This window comes from Pseudomonas sp. Marseille-QA0332, from assembly GCF_054950175.1.
The window spans coordinates 23,905-42,830 of the sequence record NZ_CM143106.1 but is presented as its reverse complement, the minus strand read 5'-3'; the positions used below and the strand labels follow the sequence as shown (position 1 = coordinate 42,830).

17 protein-coding genes and 2 tRNA genes are annotated in these 18,926 nt (G+C 65.5%); 8 read left to right on the top strand and 11 right to left on the bottom strand.

The window, feature by feature from the left end; genetic code table 11:
* Window positions 1–190 precede the first annotated feature (190 nt).
* The 5 genes from ACY8GK_RS00210 to ACY8GK_RS00190 form a co-directional block, all read right to left on the bottom strand.
* Entirely contained in the window at window positions 191–2,023 is a 1,833-nt protein-coding gene (locus ACY8GK_RS00210; RefSeq protein WP_462401971.1) for an ABC transporter ATP-binding protein, read from the bottom strand.
* A complete protein-coding gene (locus ACY8GK_RS00205) occupies window positions 2,016–2,648 on the bottom strand; it encodes a DsbA family protein (RefSeq protein WP_196179629.1) in 633 nt (210 codons plus the stop codon). Before ACY8GK_RS00205 ends, ACY8GK_RS00210 begins: the two co-directional genes overlap by 8 nt.
* Window positions 2,649–2,651: 3 nt before the next feature.
* Window positions 2,652–3,587 carry an oxygen-dependent tRNA uridine(34) hydroxylase TrhO gene (trhO, locus tag ACY8GK_RS00200; protein WP_462401970.1) on the bottom strand — a complete coding sequence of 312 codons (936 nt, stop codon included), beginning with the start codon at window positions 3,585–3,587 and terminating at the stop codon, window positions 2,652–2,654.
* A 107-nt stretch (window positions 3,588–3,694) separates the two neighbouring features.
* Entirely contained in the window at window positions 3,695–3,994 is a 300-nt protein-coding gene (locus ACY8GK_RS00195; RefSeq protein WP_196179625.1) for a BolA family protein, read from the bottom strand.
* A 10-nt stretch (window positions 3,995–4,004) separates the two neighbouring features.
* A complete protein-coding gene (locus ACY8GK_RS00190; RefSeq protein ID WP_196179623.1) occupies window positions 4,005–4,526 on the bottom strand; it encodes a DUF2059 domain-containing protein in 522 nt (173 codons plus the stop codon).
* Between the two features lie 157 nt (window positions 4,527–4,683).
* Here ACY8GK_RS00190 and ACY8GK_RS00185 point away from each other — a divergent pair, with 157 nt between their 5' ends.
* The 4 genes from ACY8GK_RS00185 (at window position 4,684) to map (ending at window position 8,453) form a co-directional block, all read left to right on the top strand.
* The gene (locus ACY8GK_RS00185) at window positions 4,684–6,078 is read left to right on the top strand and encodes a class II fumarate hydratase (protein ID WP_462401969.1); all 1,395 of its coding nucleotides are present in this window, start codon (window positions 4,684–4,686) and stop codon (window positions 6,076–6,078) included.
* A gap of 253 nt (window positions 6,079–6,331) precedes the next feature.
* Window positions 6,332–7,294 carry a DMT family transporter gene (locus ACY8GK_RS00180; RefSeq protein ID WP_196179619.1) on the top strand — a complete coding sequence of 321 codons (963 nt, stop codon included), beginning with the start codon at window positions 6,332–6,334 and terminating at the stop codon, window positions 7,292–7,294.
* A 164-nt stretch (window positions 7,295–7,458) separates the two neighbouring features.
* Window positions 7,459–7,662 carry a ParD-like family protein gene (locus ACY8GK_RS00175; protein WP_196179617.1) on the top strand — a complete coding sequence of 68 codons (204 nt, stop codon included), beginning with the start codon at window positions 7,459–7,461 and terminating at the stop codon, window positions 7,660–7,662.
* Window positions 7,659–8,453 carry a type I methionyl aminopeptidase gene (map, locus tag ACY8GK_RS00170; RefSeq protein ID WP_462401968.1) on the top strand — a complete coding sequence of 265 codons (795 nt, stop codon included), beginning with the start codon at window positions 7,659–7,661 and terminating at the stop codon, window positions 8,451–8,453. The genes ACY8GK_RS00175 and map overlap by 4 nt, the downstream gene beginning before the upstream one ends.
* A gap of 141 nt (window positions 8,454–8,594) precedes the next feature.
* On the opposite strand, the gene ACY8GK_RS00165 is transcribed toward map, so the two are convergent.
* A tRNA-Asp gene (locus tag ACY8GK_RS00165) sits at window positions 8,595–8,671 on the bottom strand.
* Between the two features lie 16 nt (window positions 8,672–8,687).
* A tRNA-Val gene (locus ACY8GK_RS00160) sits at window positions 8,688–8,763 on the bottom strand.
* Between the two features lie 203 nt (window positions 8,764–8,966).
* On the opposite strand from ACY8GK_RS00160, the gene rdgC reads away from it, so the two are divergent.
* The 3 genes from rdgC (at window position 8,967) to sugE (ending at window position 11,489) form a co-directional block, all read left to right on the top strand.
* Window positions 8,967–9,887, top strand: coding sequence for a recombination-associated protein RdgC (gene rdgC / locus ACY8GK_RS00155; RefSeq protein ID WP_196179613.1), 921 nt, complete (start codon window positions 8,967–8,969; stop codon window positions 9,885–9,887).
* 177 nt (window positions 9,888–10,064) lie between these two features.
* Window positions 10,065–11,030, top strand: a complete 966-nt coding sequence (locus ACY8GK_RS00150) for a bile acid:sodium symporter family protein (RefSeq protein WP_196179611.1) — start codon at window positions 10,065–10,067, stop codon at window positions 11,028–11,030.
* Between the two features lie 141 nt (window positions 11,031–11,171).
* Complete coding sequence (gene sugE / locus ACY8GK_RS00145; protein ID WP_196179609.1) at window positions 11,172–11,489, top strand: quaternary ammonium compound efflux SMR transporter SugE; 318 nt, start codon at window positions 11,172–11,174, stop codon at window positions 11,487–11,489.
* An 8-nt stretch (window positions 11,490–11,497) separates the two neighbouring features.
* Here the strand turns inward: sugE and ACY8GK_RS00140 are convergent, their stop codons facing one another.
* Window positions 11,498–13,372 carry an MFS transporter gene (locus tag ACY8GK_RS00140; protein WP_462401967.1) on the bottom strand — a complete coding sequence of 625 codons (1,875 nt, stop codon included), beginning with the start codon at window positions 13,370–13,372 and terminating at the stop codon, window positions 11,498–11,500.
* 215 nt (window positions 13,373–13,587) lie between these two features.
* Between ACY8GK_RS00140 and bglX the strand changes: the two genes are divergently transcribed.
* A complete protein-coding gene (bglX, locus tag ACY8GK_RS00135) occupies window positions 13,588–15,858 on the top strand; it encodes a beta-glucosidase BglX (protein WP_462401966.1) in 2,271 nt (756 codons plus the stop codon).
* A gap of 18 nt (window positions 15,859–15,876) precedes the next feature.
* Here bglX and ACY8GK_RS00130 read toward each other — a convergent pair whose 3' ends face one another.
* The 3 genes from ACY8GK_RS00130 to ACY8GK_RS00120 form a co-directional block, all read right to left on the bottom strand.
* Window positions 15,877–16,710 carry an amidohydrolase family protein gene (locus ACY8GK_RS00130; RefSeq protein WP_462401965.1) on the bottom strand — a complete coding sequence of 278 codons (834 nt, stop codon included), beginning with the start codon at window positions 16,708–16,710 and terminating at the stop codon, window positions 15,877–15,879.
* A 24-nt stretch (window positions 16,711–16,734) separates the two neighbouring features.
* Window positions 16,735–18,012, bottom strand: coding sequence for an MFS transporter (locus tag ACY8GK_RS00125; RefSeq protein WP_196179600.1), 1,278 nt, complete (start codon window positions 18,010–18,012; stop codon window positions 16,735–16,737).
* Between the two features lie 114 nt (window positions 18,013–18,126).
* Window positions 18,127–18,858: a GntR family transcriptional regulator gene (locus tag ACY8GK_RS00120; RefSeq protein ID WP_196179598.1), complete on the bottom strand. Its 732-nt coding sequence runs from the start codon at window positions 18,856–18,858 to the stop codon at window positions 18,127–18,129.
* Between the last annotated feature and the right edge of the window lie 68 nt (window positions 18,859–18,926).

Here is an 18,926-nt window from a genome sequence, read left to right as displayed (position 1 = left end):
TGTAGGAGGCCGCAGTGGCGCCATAGGGCGCGCAGCGGTCTCAGGATCCGACAGGCTTGCAAGACAATGGCGCACGCGCGGTTCGTGTCAGCGGGGTAAAGCGGTGGTGGGTCGGCGGATACAGGGCCCGTGTCACGGGTCATCGCGGCACGGCGGCCGTGCCAGCCAGCCCGTTGCAGCCGCTGCGATCTCAACTCTGCTGCAAATGCCCATACAGCTTGGCGTACAACCCTCCGTCGGCGATCAGCTGCTGGTGGTCGCCATCCTCGGCCACGCGCCCGCCGTCGAACACCAGGACCCGGTCGGCCTGCTTAACCGCCGACAGCCGATGAGCGATGATCAGCGTGGTGCGCCCGCTGAGAAAGCGGGCCAGGGCCTGGTGCAGGTTGTACTCGGTAGCGGCGTCCAGCGCCGAGGTCGCCTCGTCGAGGATGACCACCTTCGGCTCGGCCAGGACCATGCGGGCGATCGCCAGGCGCTGGCGCTGGCCGCCGGACAGGCGTACGCCGGAACGTCCGACCACGCTGTCCAGCCCCTGCGGCAACGCGGCAATGACGGCCTCGAGCTGGGCGATGCGCAAGGCCTCCCAACAGGCTTCGTCGGTGCAATCGCGGCCCATGGCCAGATTGGCGCGCACGCTGTCGTTGAACAGCGCGGGATGCTGCAGCACCACCGCGACGTTCTCGCGCAAGGTGTCCAGGCCGATCTCCTGCAGGCTGGCGCCACCGAAGCGGATGCTCCCGGCCTGCGGGCTGTAGAGCCCCAGCAGCAATTGCACCAGGGTGCTCTTGCCGCCACCGCTGGCACCGACGATGGCCACCTTCTCGCCGGGCGCGATACCCAGCTCGAGCTGGTCGAGCACCGGCTCGTCGGCATAGGCGAAGCGCAGGCCGCTGACCTCGATGCCGACCGTGCCACGCCCGGCGAAGGGATCGTGGGCGGCCGGGTACTGTGGCTCGTCGTCGCGTGAAAGCAGCTCGTTGAGCCGTCCCAGCGCGCCACTGGCGGCGTAGTAGGCGTATTGCAGGTTGAGCAACTGTTCGACCGGCCCGATCATGAACCACAGGTAGCTGAACACCGCCAGCATCTGGCCGATGGACAGGTCCGAGAACAGCACCGTGAGCATGGCCGCGGCGCGGAAGATATCGATGCCGAACTGGAACAGCAGGCCACTGGCCCGCCCACTGGCATCGCTCTTCCACTGCGAGGCCACGGCACGGTCGCGCACTTCGCGGGCGCGCAGCCCCAGGCGCCCGAGGAAATACCCCTGGCGGTTGCCGGCGCGGATTTCCTGGATGGCATCGAGGGTCTCGGTGAGCGCCTGGGTGAAGCGCGAGGTGCTGTCGTTCTCGAGTTTCTTGAGGTGCTTGACGCGCTTGCCCAGCTGTACGGTGAAATAGATCACCAGCGGGTTGAACAGCAGGATCAGCAAGGCCAGCTTCCAGTGCATCCAGACCAGGATCGCGGCCGTGCCGGTGAGGGTCAGCATGGCCACCAGAAAACGGCTCAAGGTCTCGCCGACGAACTTGTCCAAGGTGTCCAGGTCGGTGACCAAGTGAGTGGCCACGGTGCCACTGCCCAGGCTTTCGTATTCCTTGAGGGAGATACGCTTGAGCCGCTCGATCAGGCGAATGCGCAGGCGGTAGACGATGTCCTTGGCCAGCCCGGCGAACAGCTTGGCCTGAACCACGTTGAACGCCAGCGCGGCCAGGCGCAGGCAGAAGGTGATCGCCAGCATCAGGCCGATATAGCCCGCCGCTACTTGCCAATGGGCCGGCAACAGGTGGTTCATCCAGCGCAGCGCAGCGTCGCCCTGCCCTAGCAGCACCTCATCGACCAGCAGCGGCAACAGCAACGGGATCGGCACGCTGCACAAGGCCGCCAGCACCGCCACCAGGTTGGCCGACCACAGGGCCTTGCGGTGGTGCAAGGCCAGGCGGCGGATCTCGGCCCAGCTCAGCCGGTCGGGCGCACCGACGGGCCTGTCTGGCCCCGAGGCCGGCGAACCGGGCAGATCAAGCACAGGCAGCCTGCTGCAGCCAGCGCTCGAGCAACGGTTGCAGCCGCTCCACGGGTTGGAAGCCGTTGGTCAGCAAGGCCAGCTGGCCGTTGCGCTCGGCCAGCAAGGTCGGGAAGCCGGCGATGCCCAGGTCTTGCGCCCAGCTGAAGTCGGCCGCGGTGGCGGCGCCGGTCTGGCTGCTGGCGAAGGCTTCGCAAAACGCCGCGCGCGGCAGGCCGGCCTGCTCGGCCAGTTCCACCAGTCGTGGCACGCGGGTGACATCCAGACCCTGCTGGTAGAAGCCTTGCTGGATCAGCCCGAGCAGCGGCCAGACGCGCTCGGCATCCAGTTCACGCGCGGCCACCAGGGCGCGGCAGGCCGGCTCGGTGTCGTAGACGAAACCGTCCGGCAGCGCGCCATCGAAGCAGAACGGCTGGCCGGTGGTTTCAGCCACGGCCCGCCAGTGTTCGAGGATATGGCGCCGGGTCGAGGCGTCCAGCGCGCCGCTGGCGCTGCGCAGACCGCCTACCACCAGGCGCGTGGCGACACCGGCCGCCTGCGCCTGCGCGATCAGGGCCTGGGCCACCGGCGCGAAACCCCAGCACCAGGAGCACATCGGGTCCATCACGTAGAGCAGGCGGGCGGTCATGGCTCAGGCCTCGGCTTTGCGATAGTTGTAGCCGATCGGGTGCGGCTGGTTGCGGGCCTTGGCCAGCTCGATCTGCTTCTGCCGGTCGATGGCGCTGCGCCGCGTCTTCTCGCTCAGGCTGTCCCAGCAGTGCGGGCAACTAATGCCTGGAGAGAAATGCTCGGACTCGCGGTCCCCGGCGCTGACCGGGTGGCGGCAGGCATGGCACTGGTCATAGTCGCCCTCGCTCAGGTCGTGACGCACCGTGACGCGGTTGTCGAAGACGAAGCAGTCGCCCTCCCAGAGGCTCTCCTCCTGCGGCACTTCCTCGAAGTACTTGAGGATGCCTCCCTTGAGATGATAGACGGCTTCGAAGCCCTCGCCGAGCATGTAGCTCGAGGCCTTCTCGCAGCGGATGCCGCCGGTGCAGAACATGGCGACCTTCTTGTGCCTGCTCGGATCGAAGTTGGCCTTGATGTACTCGGGAAATTCGCGGAAGGTGGCGGTCTTGGGATCGATCGCGTCCTTGAACGTGCCGATGGCCACTTCGTAGTCGTTGCGCGTGTCGATCAGCAGCACTTCCGGGTCGCTGATCAGCGCGTTCCAGTCCTTGGGGTCGACGTAGGTACCGACCGCCCGGTTGGGGTCGACGCCAGGCACGCCCAGGGTGACGATTTCCTTCTTCAGCTTGACCTTGGTGCGATAGAACGGCTGGTCGTCGCAGAGCGATTCCTTGTGGTCGATATCGACCAGGCGCGGGTCGCGGCGCAGCCAGGCGAGCAGCGCATCGATGGCCTGGCGGGTGCCGGAGACGGTGCCGTTGATGCCTTCCTCGGCCAGCAGCAGAGTGCCTTTGACGCCGTTGTCGAGCATGGTCTTGAGCAGCGGCTCGCGCAGCTCGACGTAGTCTTGCAAGGTGACGAACTTGTACAGCGCCGCCACGACGATCGGTTGGGTCATGCAGTGTTTCTCCAGGTGGTCACCCTCGCAAGGGGCGGACCGGACGACAATAAAAAACGCGCCGACAGGCGGCGCGTTGCGGATTCTAGCAAATTCCCGCGGGCGATTCAGTGCCGGCTGCCCCCGGCGCAGACCGGCGACGCTGGCGCGGCACCGACCTGGCGCCACTCCTCGGGGGTGTAGGTATGCAAGGCCAGGGCATGGAACTGCCCCATCAGCTCGCCGAGAGTGGCGTACACCTTCTGGTGGCGCTTGACGCTGTTGAGGCCAGCGAACCGTTCGCTGACGATCACTGCCTTGTAGTGGGTCTGCTGGCCACGGCTGTGCATGTGACTCTCGTCGAGCACCTGCAGGTGCTCGGGGGCGAGTTCGGCCAGCTGGGCCTCGATACGCTGCTGCATGTTCATCGGGTCGGGCTCACTTCTTCGCCGGCGCGGCCTTGCCGGCGTTCGGGTCGAGTTCCTTGGTCATGTCCTCGAGCAGCTTGTTGACCACCGGCACCGCGCTTTCCAGCTTGGCCTGGGTCAGCTGGGCCGACTGCTGGGTGACCTTGGGCATCTCGCGCATCACCTTGCGGCCGACCGGAGACTCGTAGAAACGCACCAGTTCCTTGAGCTCGGCCTCGGTGAAGCTGGTGGTGTACAGCTTGACCATGTCGGGCTTGAGCTTCTTCCAGCCGATGGCATTGTCCAGCGCGGCGTTGGCCTTGGCCTGGTAGCTCTCGAGCACGGCCTGCTTGGAAGCCGGCGCCTTGGTCTGGGCGAAGCGCTGGGCGAACATCTGCTGGACCTGCATGTACACCGGAGTGCCCAGCTTGTCGGCATTGGCCAGAACAAGGAATTTTTCCGCGCTGGCATTGTGGCTGGCGGTGTCGGCGAGTACCTGGCCGCTGGCGCAGGCCAGTGCCACGGCGGCACAGAGGGCACGGAGACGGGTCATTGCACTTCCTTCATATGACAGGCGAGGTAGGTACCTCGGGGGAACGCATTCTGCGCCCGGTGGGGCACGGCGCTCAAGTGGGCTGACGAGCGATGGAACCGCTCAGGTGAATCAGGGCCTAAACTGCGGATTCAGATCACTAAGGAGTGAGCGCAGCATGAGCCGTATCGAAACTGACAGCCTCGGCCCGGTCGAAGTTCCTGAACAGGCCTACTGGGGGGCGCAGACGCAACGCTCGCTGATCAACTTCGCCATTGGCAAGGAGCGCATGCCCGTCGAGGTGGTGCATGCCCTGGCGCTGATCAAGAAAGCCGCAGCACGGGTCAATGACCGCAACGGCGACCTGCCCGCCGACCTGGCCCGCCTGATCGAACAGGCGGCCGACGAAGTGCTCGCCGGCGAGCATGACGACCAGTTCCCGCTGGTGGTCTGGCAGACTGGCAGCGGCACCCAGAGCAACATGAACGTCAACGAGGTGATCGCCGGGCGCGCCAACGAGCTGGCCGGCCAGGGGCGCGGGGGCAAGGCGCCGGTCCACCCGAACGATCACGTCAACCGCTCGCAGAGCTCCAACGACTGCTTCCCCACCGCCATGCACATCGCCGCGGCCAAGGCCGTGCAGGAGAAGCTGCTGCCGGCGATCGCCGAACTGTCGGCCGGCCTTGCCGAACTTGCCGCGCGGCACCAGCAACTGGTCAAGACCGGACGCACCCACATGATGGACGCCACGCCGATCACCTTCGGCCAGGAGGTCTCGGCCTTCGTCGCCCAGCTCGACTACGCCCAGCGCGCCATTCGCGCCAGCCTGCCGGCGGTCTGCGAGCTGGCCCAGGGCGGCACCGCGGTAGGCACCGGCCTGAACGCCCCGCAAGGTTTCGCCGAAGCCGTGGCGGCGGAACTGGCAGCCCTCTCGGGCCTGCCGTTCGTCACCGCGCCGAACAAGTTCGCCGCGCTTGCCGGGCATGAGCCGCTGGCCAGCCTGGCCGGTGGTCTGAAGACCCTGGCCGTGGCGCTGATGAAGATCGCCAACGATTTGCGCCTGCTCGGCTCCGGCCCACGCGCCGGGTTCGCCGAGGTGCGCCTGCCAGCCAACGAGCCGGGCAGTTCGATCATGCCGGGCAAGGTCAACCCGACCCAGTGCGAAGCCCTGTCCATGCTGGCCTGCCAGGTGCTGGGCAACGACGCGACGATTGGCTTCGCCGCAAGCCAGGGGCATCTGCAGCTGAACGTGTTCAAGCCGGTGATCATCCATAACCTGCTGCAATCGATCGAGCTGCTGGCCGACGGCTGCCGCAACTTCAACCAGCATTGCGTGGCCGGGATCGAACCGGATGCGACGAAGATGGCCGAGCATCTGGAGCGTGGGCTGATGCTGGTGACCGCGCTGAACCCGCATATCGGCTATGACAAGGCAGCCGAGATCGCCAAGAAGGCCTATGCCGAGGGCACGACCCTGCGCGAGGCCGCCTTGGCGCTGGGATACCTGACCAATGAGCAGTTCGATCAGTGGGTACGCCCGGAGCACATGCTGGCGCCGGGAGCGCGGGGTTAAGGTAGAGGGAGCGGACCGAGGCAGGTTCGGGAGGCTCTGGGTCAGGTTGGGTTGGCCGCATGGGCTCGCGTTGCGCCCATCGCGGCCGGCCCGGCGCCCCGCAGGCGGCCGCTCCTGGCCTATGGCTGTGGCCTGGAAAACCCGGCCATGCCGGCCTGGAATGACCTGATGAGTTCTTTTCGCGCCTGCAGACTGTCGCAAGCCCAGGCCGAGCCTTAGAATCCAGCTTCATCAACGGCTTGCCGAGGCTTGCATGCACATTTCTTCCGGTCGCTGGGTTCGTGGCCTGCTCCTGGCGCTATTGACGGCGCTGCTATGGGGCATCCTGCCGATCAAGCTCAAGCAGGTGCTGCAGGTGATGGACCCGCTGACGGTGACCTGGTACCGCCTGCTGGTCTCTGGCGGCCTGCTGCTCGCCTGGCTGGCGGCCAACCGCCGGCTGCCACCGGTGTCCAGCCTGGGGCGCAAGGGGGTTGGCCTGCTCGCGCTGGCCGCTCTCGGCTTGCTGGGCAACTATGTGCTCTACCTGGTCGGGCTTCGCCTGCTCAGCCCCGGTACGGCCCAGCTGGTGGTGCAAGTCGGCCCGGTCCTGTTGCTGGTCGCCAGCGTGTTCGTGTTCCGCGAGCGCTTCACCTTGGGGCAGGGCATCGGGCTGGTGATCCTGCTGTTCGGCTTCGGGCTGTTCTTCAACCAGCGCCTGGGCGAACTGCTCACCTCTCTGGGCACCTATACCACGGGCGTGCTGACCATTCTCCTGGCCACCAGCATCTGGGTGGCCTATGCCCTGAGCCAGAAGCAATTGCTTACGGTGTGGCATTCCCAGCAGGTGATGATGGCGATCTACCTGGTCTGCGCGGCGTTGCTCACACCTTGGGCAAGCCCGCTCGAAGCGCTCGAGCTGAGCCCCTTGCAGGCGTGGCTGTTGCTGGCATGCTGCCTCAACACGCTGGTGGGGTACGGTGCGTTTTCCGAGGCGCTGGCCCACTGGGAAGCCTCGAAGGTCAGCGCAACCCTGGCATTGACGCCACTGGTCACGCTGGTCGCGGTAGCCGTGGCAGCCTGGCTCTGGCCGGCTTACGTCGCTGCCGAGCAGCTCAATGCCCTGGGGTATGTCGGAGCGATCGTGGTGGTGCTGGGCTCGACACTGGTGGCCCTGGGGCCCTCGTTGCTGGCCGGATGGAAGGGGCGCCGGGCGCGATTGGTTTCGTTGAGGTGATGCGGCCGCTACGCCCGACCCCGTACATTCACCGATCGCGCCGGATGCCTGTCACCCTGCCAACCTGCCGATGATGCCGGCCCGACCGAAATGGGCCGCTCGGCGGTACATCTTCCCCTCCATATATGATACATATACGCTTCATATATCAACGAGGACTCCCCTTGGGCATCGTCAAGATCTCCGACACCCTGCATGAGGACCTGCGGGTCGCCAGCACTGCCTTTTCGCGCTCGATCAATGCCCAGGCCGAGCACTGGATCCGCCTCGGCATGCTTGCCGAGCTGCATCCCCAGGCCAGCTATCAGGAGCTGCTGCGCCAGTTGCTGCGCCAGGACCAGGCCAGCCTCAGGGAGCTGCTGCAATGAGCCAGGTGGTACTGAAGGACCCCGCGCAACTCGCCCTCATGCGACATGCTGGACGGCTGCTGGCGCAGGTGTTCGCCGATCTGGACGGTTTCATCCGGCCTGGCGTGAGCACCTTGCAGATCAACGACCGCGCCGAGGCGTTCATCGTCCAGACGCTCAAGGCCCGGCCGGCCAGCAAGGGCCAGTACGGCTTTCCCTATTCGCTCAACACCTCGGTCGACCATGTGGTCTGCCACGGCATCCCCAAGGCCGATGAACTGTTGGCCGAAGGGTCGATCATCAATGTCGACATCACCCTCGAGCAAGGTGGCTACATCGCCGACTCGTCGAAGATGTACTGCATTGGCGCAGTCAGCGAACCCGCCCGACGCCTGGTCGACACCACCTACGCGGCCTTGTGGAAAGGCATCGAGCAGGTCCGCCCCGGTGCCACGCTCGGCGATGTCGGCCACGCCATCCAGGCGCATGCAGAGGCGGCAGGCTATAGCGTGGTGCGCGAGTATTGCGGGCATGGCATTGGCCGGCAGATGCACGAGGCACCCGAAGTGCTGCACTACGGTCAGCGTGGCAGTGGCCTGAAGCTCAAGCCGGGCATGGTGTTCACCATCGAGCCGATGATCAACCAGGGCGGTCGTGGCGTGCGCACCTTGCGTGATGGTTGGACGGTGATCACCCGTGATCAGCAGCTCTCGGCGCAATGGGAGCATACCGTGGCGGTCACGGCCGACGGCTACGAAGTGTTGACCTTGCGCGAGGAGGAAGCGCCAGCCTTGGCCGAGCGGCGCCATTGACGGACGGCAAGGCGCTGCGCCATCCAGTCTGCCCCTGCCTTGCTATCTTGCGGTAGCCTGGAACAAAAACGAAAAAAGCGACCCTAAGGTCGCTTCTTTCTTTGGCTTCCGGGTGTTCAGTGGGCCCTGGAAGCTCGAATATGGCGCAGCGGACGGGACTCGAACCCGCGACCCCCGGCGTGACAGGCCGGTATTCTAACCGACTGAACTACCGCTGCGCGATACACTGAGAAGTGGTGGGTGATGACGGGATCGAACCGCCGACCCTCTGCTTGTAAGGCAGATGCTCTCCCGGCTGAGCTAATCACCCTTCGTCTCGGTGTGGCGCGCATTCTACGGAGGACCTTGCACCCTGGCAAGCACTTTTTTAAAAAATTTTTCCTCACCTTTCAATGACCTAGCGACACCGTCCGTTCATCGCCCGGTTGACCTGCAAATCCACCGCACAGGGTTGGCCTTGGACCGCACTCGGAGAATAATGCCCGCCTTATGCATCGAGGAGAGCTTCACCCCATGTGGTTCAAGAACCTGCTGACCTACCGCCTGACCCAGGACATCCCGTTCGACCCCGAGACGCTGGAAGCCGCCCTGGCCAGCAAGCCGGCCCGCCCCTGCGCCAGCCAGGAACTGACCACCTATGGTTTCGTCGCCCCGTTCGGCAAGGGCGAGGACGCGCCGCTGGTCCACGTCAGTGGCGAATTCCTGCTGATCGCCGCACGCAAGGAGGAACGCATCCTGCCCAGCAGCGTGGTCAACGACGCGGTGAAGGAAAAGGTCGAGGAAATCGAGACCGAGCAGATGCGCAAGGTCTACAAGAAGGAACGCGACCAGATCAAGGACGAGATCATCCAGGCCTTCCTGCCGCGCGCCTTCATCCGCCGCGCCATGATCTTCGCCGCCATCGCGCCGCGCCTGGGCCTGGTGCTGGTCAACTCGGCCAGCGCCAAGCGCGCCGAGGACCTGCTGTCCACCTTGCGCGAGGTGATGGGGTCGTTGCCGGTGCGTCCGGTCAGCGTCAAGACCGCGCCAAGCGCCACCCTCACCGACTGGGTCAAGTCGCAGCAGGCCGCCGTGGATTTCCATGTGCTGGATGAATGCGAGCTGCGTGACACCCACGAGGATGGCGGCATCGTCCGTTGCAAGCGCCAGGACCTGACCAGCGAGGAAATCCAGCTGCACCTGGGCACCGGCAAGGTGGTCACCCAGCTGGCGCTGGCCTGGCAGGACAAGCTGTCGTTCGTGCTCGACGACAAGATGGTGATCAAGCGCCTGAAGTTCGAGGAACTGCTGCAGGAACAGGCCGAGCAGGACGGCGGCGAGGAAGCCCAGCAACAGTTCGATGCATCCTTCACCTTGATGATGATGACCTTCACCGAATTCCTGCCGGCGCTGTTCGAAGCACTCGGCGGCGAAGAAATTCCCCAGGGAATCTGACCGCGCCTGCGACCGCGAGCTTCCAGATTCGAGCCGCAAGCTTCAGGCTGATCGTGCTGGCTGAAGTTGCCCTGGCGTCCAAGGCCGCCGAGGAGTCATCAGCGTCTCGGTCGGCCTGTGGTCTGTGGCTTGTCGCTCGCGGCTCGCGGCCTGGCCCCACCTACCGGAGATACCATCGTGCGCGCACTTGCCGCCCTGAGCCGCTTCGTCGGCAACACGTTCGCTTTGTGGGTATTGCTGTTCTCTTGCCTGGCCTTTCTTCAGCCCCAGTGGTTCATCGGCTTGACGGTGGCCATCGTGCCGCTGCTGGGACTGGTGATGTTCGGCATGGGGCTGACACTCAAGCTCGACGACTTCGCTGCCCTCGCCCGCCAGCCCTGGCGGGTGGCGCTGGGCGTGGTCGCGCACTTCGTGATCATGCCGGGGATGGCCTGGCTGCTGTGCCAGCTGTTTCACCTGCCGGCAGAAATCGCCGTCGGGGTGATCCTGGTCGGCTGCTGCCCAAGCGGCACGGCGTCCAACGTGATGGTCTGGCTGTCCAGAGGCGACCTGGCGCTGGCGGTGGCCATCGCGGCGGTGACCACTCTGCTCGCCCCACTGCTCACGCCTGCGCTGATCTGGTTCCTGGCCTCGGCCTGGTTGCCGGTCTCGTTCATGGACATGTTCTGGTCGATCCTGCAACTGGTGATGCTGCCGATCGTGCTGGGGGTGCTAGCGCAGCGACTGCTTGGGGCACGGGTGCAGTTGGCGGTCCAGGTCCTGCCGCTCGTTTCGGTGGTCAGCATCGTGATGATCGTCTGCGCGGTGGTGGCAGCCAGCCAGGCGAAGATCGCCGAGTCCGGCCTGCTGATCATGGCGGTGGTGGTCTTGCACAACAGCTTCGGTTTTCTGCTTGGTTATCTCACCGGCAAGCTCTGCAAGCTGCCGCTGGCCCAGCGCAAGTCGCTGGCGCTGGAGGTCGGCATGCAGAATTCCGGGCTCGGCGCGGCGCTGGCCAGCGCGCATTTCTCGCCGCTGGCGGCGGTGCCAAGCGCGCTGTTCAGCGTCTGGCACAACATCTCCGGGGCACTGCTGTCGACCTGGTTCAGGCGCATGCAGGAGCGGCTGCCGGAAGCCGAAGGCAAGCAGGCGACTCGCAGCTGAGTGCTGCTGGAGCGCGGCCCTCCTACACTTGCCCATCCACCTTAACCTTGTGCAACATGACGCCCACTGCAGGGACGGCCCTGCGACGCACTGCGTGAACATCCGGGGACGGCCCCATCAACGCAACGATGGAGACTGACCATGTCCTGGATCATCCTGTTCTTCGCCGGCCTGTTCGAGGTCGGCTGGGCCGTAGGGCTCAAATACACCGATGGCTTCAGCAAGCCGCTGCCCACCGTGCTGACCGTCGCCGCCATGGCCGTGAGCCTGGGCCTGCTGGGCCTGGCGGTGAAGGAGCTGCCGCTGGGCACGGCCTATGCCATCTGGACCGGCGTCGGCGCGGTGGGCACGGTGATCGCCGGGATCATCCTGTTCGGCGAGTCCATGGCGCTGGTGCGCCTGGTCAGCGTGGCGCTGATCATCGCTGGCCTGGTCGGCCTCAAGCTCAGCGCCAGCTGACCTTCGCTTCAACGCAGGTCGCCGCGCAAGCTGGCGACCTGTTCGCGCAGCTTGTCGGGCTGCGCCGCTTCCACCGGGATGGCATTGCCAGCCACGATGGTCACCCGTGACCAGAAGCGCTTGAACAAGCCCTTGGCCGGATCGCGGCTGAAGAAGCTGCCCCACAAGCCTTGCAGCGCCAGCGGGATCACCGGTACCGGGGTCTCGGCGAGAATCCGGCTGACTCCGTTCCTGAATACATCGATCTCGCCGTCGGCGCTGAGCTTGCCTTCGGGAAAGATGCATACCAGCTCGCCCTCGGCCAGATACTGGGCGATCCGGGCGAACGCCCGTTCGTAGATGGCCTGGTCCTCGTTGCGACCGGCGATGGGAATGGCTCCAGCGGTGCGGAACACGAAGTTCAATACCGGCAGCCGATAGATCTTGTAGTACATCACGAAGCGCACCGGACGCCGCACGGCCCCGCCGATCAGCAGGGCGTCGACGAACGATACATGGTTGCATACCAGCAGCGCCGGCCCCTCATCGGGAATGCGCTGCAGGTCACGGTGCTCGACCCGGTACATCGAATGGCTGAGCAGCCAGATGAGAAAGCGCATGGTGAATTCGGGAACGATGCTGAAGATATAGGCGTTGACCCCGATATTGAGCAGCGACACTACCAGGAACAATTGCGGGATGCTCAGCTCGGCCACGCTCAGCAGCAAGAGGGTGGCGAGGGCCGAGACCACCATGAATAGGGCGTTGAGGATGTTGTTGGCGGCGATCACCCGGGCGCGCTGCCCCACCGGCGTGCGCGCCTGGATCAAGGCATACAGCGGCACGATATAGAAGCCGCCGAAGACGCCCAGGCCAACGATCGAAGCGAGGATCCACCAGGCCTGGCCCATGCCCAGCAAGTCGAGCCAGCCATGCGCTGACTGGCCCGGCGCGATATCGCCGGAATGCCACCACCAGAGCAGGCCGAAGAAGGTCAGACCGAACGAACCGAACGGCACCAGGCCGATCTCCACCTTGCGCCCACTGAGCCGCTCGCACAGCAGCGAGCCGAGCGCGATGCCCACCGAGAACAGCGTCAGCACCAGCGTCACGACCGTTTCGTCGCCATGCAGCCAGTCCTTGGCATAGGCCGGGATCTGGGTCAGGTAGATGGCCCCGACGAACCAGAACCACGAATTGCCGACGATCGACCGGGACACTGCTGGCGTCTGGCCCAGGCCCATGCGCAGGATCGCCCAGGACTGGCGGAAGATGTTCCAGTCCAGGCGCATGCCCGGCGATGCGGCGACGACCTTGGGGATCCAGCGGCTGGCCAGGTAGCCCAGCACCGCGGTACCGACCACGCCGCCGGCCACCATGCTGGCGTGGTCCTCGGCGGACATCAGCACGCCGGCGCCGATGGTGCCGGCAAGGATGGCCAGGAAGGTGCCCATCTCCACCAGGCCATTGCCACCGACCAGCTCCTCGTCACGCAAGGCCTGGGGCAGGATCGAGTACTTCACCGGGCCGAACAGCGCCGAATGAGTCCCCATGCCGAACAGCGCCACCAGCATCAGCACCAGGTGATCGCCGAGAAAGCCCGCCGCGCCGATACCCATGATCAGGATCTCGGCCAGCTTGATCGTGCGGATCAGCGTGTGCTTGGCGAAGCGTTCGCCGAACTGCCCGCCCAGCGCCGAGAACAGGAAGAACGGCAGGATGAACAGCAGCGCACAGAGATTGACCCAGACCGAGCGGTCGCCTTCGAGGTTGAGCTTGTAGAGGATCGCCAGGATCAGCGACTGTTTGAACAGGTTGTCGTTGAAGGCACCCAGCGACTGGGTGATGAAGAACGGCAGGAAGCGCCGCTTGCCGAGCAAGGTGAATTGCGAGGGGTGACTCATCGTCCTTGTTCCTGAAGTGCGTTGAGGGCTGATGTCCGGTTGCAAGGCCCTACGGGTTCCAGCCCGAGCCCTGTGCCACCTGGCAATTCTGCCAGTGGCGACGCACGCGGTAAGCCTTCAGGCTCGAGGCTTTCGTGCAATCGGGACCGCCACGGATGGATGACCGGACTATCAGACACAGCATACTGCAATCGGCGTCGCGGCTTGCGCGGGTAATGGCACCGATGCTGCTGGCCGGATTGCTCGGCTGGCCTGCGCATGCGCTTGCAGCCGACAAGCAGCGCCTGCTCGATCGACTGCTGGCGCAGATGAGCGTCGCCGAAAAGATTGGCCAGTTGCGCATGCTCTATGCCGGTGCCGAACCCGCGCCGCAAGCGGCCCTCCAGACCGTTGCCGAGGCCGGCGCCGGCGCCATGTTCACCGCGCCTGGGGTGACGCGCGCGCAGTTGCGCCAGTTCCAGGACGCCGCCGTGCGCCAGAGTCGGCTGGGCATCCCGTTGTTCTTCGCAGGCGACGTGGTACACGGCCAGCGTACCGTGTTCCCCATCGGCCTTGGCCTGGCCTCGAGCTGGGACCTGCGGGCGATCGGCCGCAGCGCACGGATCGCCGCGATGGAAGCCAGCGCCGACGGCTTGGACATGACGTTCGCGCCAGTGGCCGACATCAGCCGCGACCCGCGCTGGGGAAGGATATCGGAAGGCTACGGCGAGGACCCGTACCTGGCGTCCCGCATCGTCGAGACGGTGGTGCGCCAGTTGCAGGGGCCGCGACTGGGCACGGCGGACAGCCTGATGGCCTGCGTCAAGCATTTCGCCGCCTACGGCGCGGTCGAAGGCGGACGCGACTACAACACGGTCGACATGAGCCGCCAGCGCCTGTTCCAGGACTACATGCCTCCTTACCAGGCCGCCGTCGAGGCAGGCGCCGGCGCGCTGATGAGTGCGCTGACCACCCTCAATGGCGTGCCCGCCACGGCTGATCGCTGGCTGTTGCATGAAGTACTGCGCGAGCAGTGGCGCTATGACGGTCTGGTAGTCAGCGACCACGGCGCGGTCGAAGAGCTGCTCGCCCACGGTGTCGCGGCATCGGCAAGCGAGGCGGCGCGGATGGCGCTGGAGGCTGGCACGCAGATGAGCATGAGCGATCGCTTTTTCGAGCAGGCGCTCGGGCGCCTGGTCGAGCAGGACCAGGTTCCGGTGTCGCTGCTCGACCAGGCCGTGCGCCAGGTGCTTTCCACCAAGTACGATCTGGGCCTGTTCGAGGATCCTTATCGCAGGCTTGGCCAGGCCCAGGATGATCCTGCCGATGCGCAGGCCGAAAGCCGCCTGCATCGTGCCCAGGCGCGGGACGTGGCGCGACGCTCGCTGGTATTGCTGAAGAACCGTGACCAGGTACTGCCGCTGCAGCGCCACGGCAGCATCGCCGTCATTGGTCCATTGGCCGATAACCCGGTCGACATCCTCGGCAGTTGGCCCGGCAGCGGTCAGTCGCGCCAGGCGGTCAGCCTGTACGAAGGCATCAGGCGCAGCGTGGCGGGCCAGGCCAAGGTACTGCATGCCCTGGGCTCGAACATTGTCGACCGGCCGCATGTCTTCGATCGGCTGGCGGACAACCAGGCACGCTTCGACCCACGCTCGCCCGCCACCTTGCTTGCCGAAGCGGTCGCGGTGGCCAACCAGGCCGATGTGGTCGTGGCGGCACTTGGCGAGGCGCGCGGCATGTCCCATGAAGGCGCCAGCAAGACCGACCTGAACCTGCCGGATCAACAACGTGAACTGCTGCTGGCCCTGCAGCGCACCGGCAAGCCATTGGTGCTGGTACTGATGAATGGCCGACCATTGACCATCGTCGAGGAAAGCCAACAGGCCGACGCGGTGCTGGAGACCTGGTTCAGCGGCACCGAGGGCGGCAATGCCATCGCCGATGTCCTGTTCGGCGACTACAACCCGTCAGGCAAGCTACCGGTGAGCTTTCCACGCAGCGTGGGGCAGGTCCCGCTTTTCTACAATCGCCTGAATACCGGGCGCCCGGTCGATCCGCAAGGTCGCGGCGCCTACCAGTCGCACTACTTCGACATCGATGACGGCCCGCTCTACCCTTTCGGTCACGGCCCGAGCTACACCCGCTTCAGCCTGAGCGCGCCCACGCTCTCGGCGCACCAGCTGCAACCCGGTGGCAGCCTGCACGCCAGTGTCCGTGTGCGCAACGAAGGCCAGCGCAGCGGAGAAACCGTGGTGCAGCTGTACATTCGTGATCGCAGCGCTTCGGTCAGCCGTCCGCTGAAGGAGTTGAAGGGTTTCCAGAAGGTGGCGCTGGCGCCGGGGGAAACTCGCGAGATCTCGTTCGCCATCGACGAATCCATGCTTGCGTTGCTCGACCGGGACTTGCGCTGGACGGTCGAGCCTGGCGGCTTCGAGGTGATGATCGGCCTCGACTCCGAGCACGTGCAGCGAACCCACTTCGAGCTGACGCGCATGCCACGCTGAAGAACTGCCGCAGGGCCATCAGGCAAACCCGAACAGTGCCCTGGCCGTATCCACCAGCAGCGCCTGGCGCAGCGCCGCGGAACAACCCAGCGCCTCGAACTGCTCCAGCACGCCACCGAAGCTGACCGCGGCCTCGTGCTGGGTATGCGGCCAGTCGCTGCCCCACATCAGCCGATCCGCGCCATAGTGGGTCTCGAGCGCGCACAATGCCTGGCGGGCGAAGGCCAGGTTCTGCTGCGACGAACCTTCCAGGCGATAGATCCCGGATACCTTCACCCAGACCTTGCCCTCTGCGCCGAGGGTCAGCATTTCGGCGAACCCTGGCTGGCCCAGCCCGCCGCGGGCATCGGGACGGCCGAAGTGATCGATGACAATGTCCAGGCCATAGGGCCGAAGGGCTCGCACCAATGCCGGGACGTCCGCCACCTGGCGATGCAGTTCCAGGTGCCAGCCCTGCTCACCGATGCGCTCGAGAAAGGTACGCCACTGACCGTCACCCAGGTCAGGCAGGGCCTTGCCCATCAGGTTCAGGCGCACGCCCCTGACACCCAGGCGAGTCAGCCGGGCCAGGGTTTCTGGCGCCACGTCGCGCTCGAGCATCACCACCCCGCGCAGGTGTCGTGGCGCCGCCTGCAGGGCCGCGAGCAGGTAGCGGTTGTCGGTGCCGAGGAAACTGGGCTGGACCAGCACGCCATGGCTGAAGCCATGGGCCTGCAACTGGCCCAGGTAGTCGCCCAGCGGCGCGTCGTAGTTCGGCGCGTAGCGGCGTTCGCTGGCCAGCTCCAGCCCACGGCTGAAGACGTGGGCGTGGCTGTCGATTGCGGTCGGAAAGTTGGCGGGAACGTCGAACATGATTCTCATCGAGGTAGAAAGCGGTTACTTGACGGTCGCGGGGCTGGCCATTGCTGGCGCTGGCGTGGCTTCGAGGTTGCGGCCACGGGTTTCCGGCAGGCACAGGGCCGCGATCACCGCGACGCCATAGGCGATGCCGGCATCGATGCCGATGGCGGCGCCTAGCGACATGGATTCGCTCATGTGGCCGACCAAAAACGGGAACACCGCCGAGAGCACGCGGCCGAAGTTGTAGCAGAAGCCGACCCCGGCGCCGCGCACATCGGCTGGGTAAAGCTCGTTGAAGAACGAGCCCAGGCTGGCCGGGATGCCAGCGGCGAAGAAGCCCAGCGGGAAACCAAGGAACAGCATCTGGGTATTGCTCAGCGGGAAGAACACGTAGGCCTGTACGGTCAGTACGCAGCACAGGGCGAACAACAGAATGTTCTTGCGCCGGCCAATGCGGTCGATCAGCTGGCCGCTGATCACGCAGCCACACCAGAAGGCAAAGATGATCACCGCCAGGTAGCCGCCGGAGTTCAGCACCGAGAGGTTGCGCTCGGTCTTGAGAAAGGTCGGCAGCCAGGTCATCACCGCATGGTAGCCACCATGGGCGCCGAGGCCCAGCAGGCCACCGAGCAGGGTCACGCGCAGCAGCTCGGGACGGAAGATGCCGGCCATGGACTTGAAGAAGCTGCCGGGGATCGCCTGTTCCTTGCGCAGGCGCTGGAAGCTGTCAGGCTCCGGTACGTTGCGGCGCACCCAGATGATCAGCAGCGACGGCAGCAGGCCGACGAAGAACATCACTCGCCAGGCGAACTCCTGCGGCACCAGCGAGTAGATCAGCGTGAACAGTGCCACCGCCAGGCCCCAGCCCACCGCCCAGGCGCCCTGCACGGTACCCATCACCTTGCCGCGATATTTCGGGTTGATGGTCTCGGCCATCAGCACCGCGCCGGCCGCCCATTCGCCGCCGATGCCGAAGCCTTGCATGGCCTTGACGAACAGCAGCGGGTAAAAGCCGGTGACGAAGGCCGAAAGGAAGGTAAAGAAGGAGAACCAGAGGATCATCCATTGCAGGGTACGCACACGACCGTAGCGATCCGACAGCGTACCCCCGAGCCAGCCGCCGATCGCCGAGGTGACCAGGGTCAGGCCGCTGATCAGACCGGCATCGCCCTTGGTCAGGGCGAACGCGGCAATCAACGCCGGGATGGCCAGGCCGAACATCTGCACTTCCAGCGCATCGAGCGACCAGCCGCCGAAACAGGCCCAGAACGTCTTGCGTTCCCGTGAGGTGATCTGGCGATACCAGCTGAACATGATTGTTATCCTTTTAGTTGTGTAAATGACGGCCGGGCAAGCCTCGACCGGGCAGACGAAGCCACCGCGCCGTGGCAGTACGGCGCAGGCAGGTGGCAAACGGGGTCGATCGGCTCAGCGAATCTCGATGCGGTAACGGAAGTGCTGCGCATGCCCACGCGAACGCCGCCACTCCAGTGGCTTGCCGGCATAGTCGCGGGCCAGGCGCTCGATCACCACCACGGGACTTTCGGCCGGTACTTGCAGCAGGCGGCCGTGAACCGCATCGACCGCCTCGGCGGTCAGTGTCTCCTCGGCATAGGCGACCACTTGGCCACACAGTTGCTCGTAGATCGGGTACAACAGCGGCCCCTGGCGATCCAGGTCGGCTTCCAGCAGCGGCTCGAAAAGCTGGCGTGGCAGCCAGATCTCTTCGGCGAGCACCGGCTTGGCATCGAGCAGGCGGGTACGGACGATGCGGATCACTTCGCCCCCGGTCGCCAGGCCCAGGGCCTGCGCTACCGCCGATGGGGCCTGGAGCGGTTCGATCGACAGGATGCGGCTTTGGGGCATGGCGCGCTCGCCAGTGGCGGATTCGAAGCGGAAGAAGCGGAACAGCGAAGACTGGAACTGTGGACGGCGGATGAAGGTACCCCGCCCCTGCTGGCGCTCCAGCACACCCTCTGCCACCAGGACATCGATCGCCTTGCGCACGGTACCGACGGACATGTCGAATTCGCTGGCCAGCGCGGCCTCGGTCGGAATCGCCTCGCCCGGGCGCCAGCGGTTGTTGGCGATCTGCTCGACCAGATGGTCGCGCAGTTGCTGGTAGCGGGGCAATCGCGCATCACCGGACAGAAGGGACATGGTTCGCTCTCGTCTTGTTATATAAACATCTATATGAATTTTTCGAGAGTATCGGTCGTGGGGCAGAG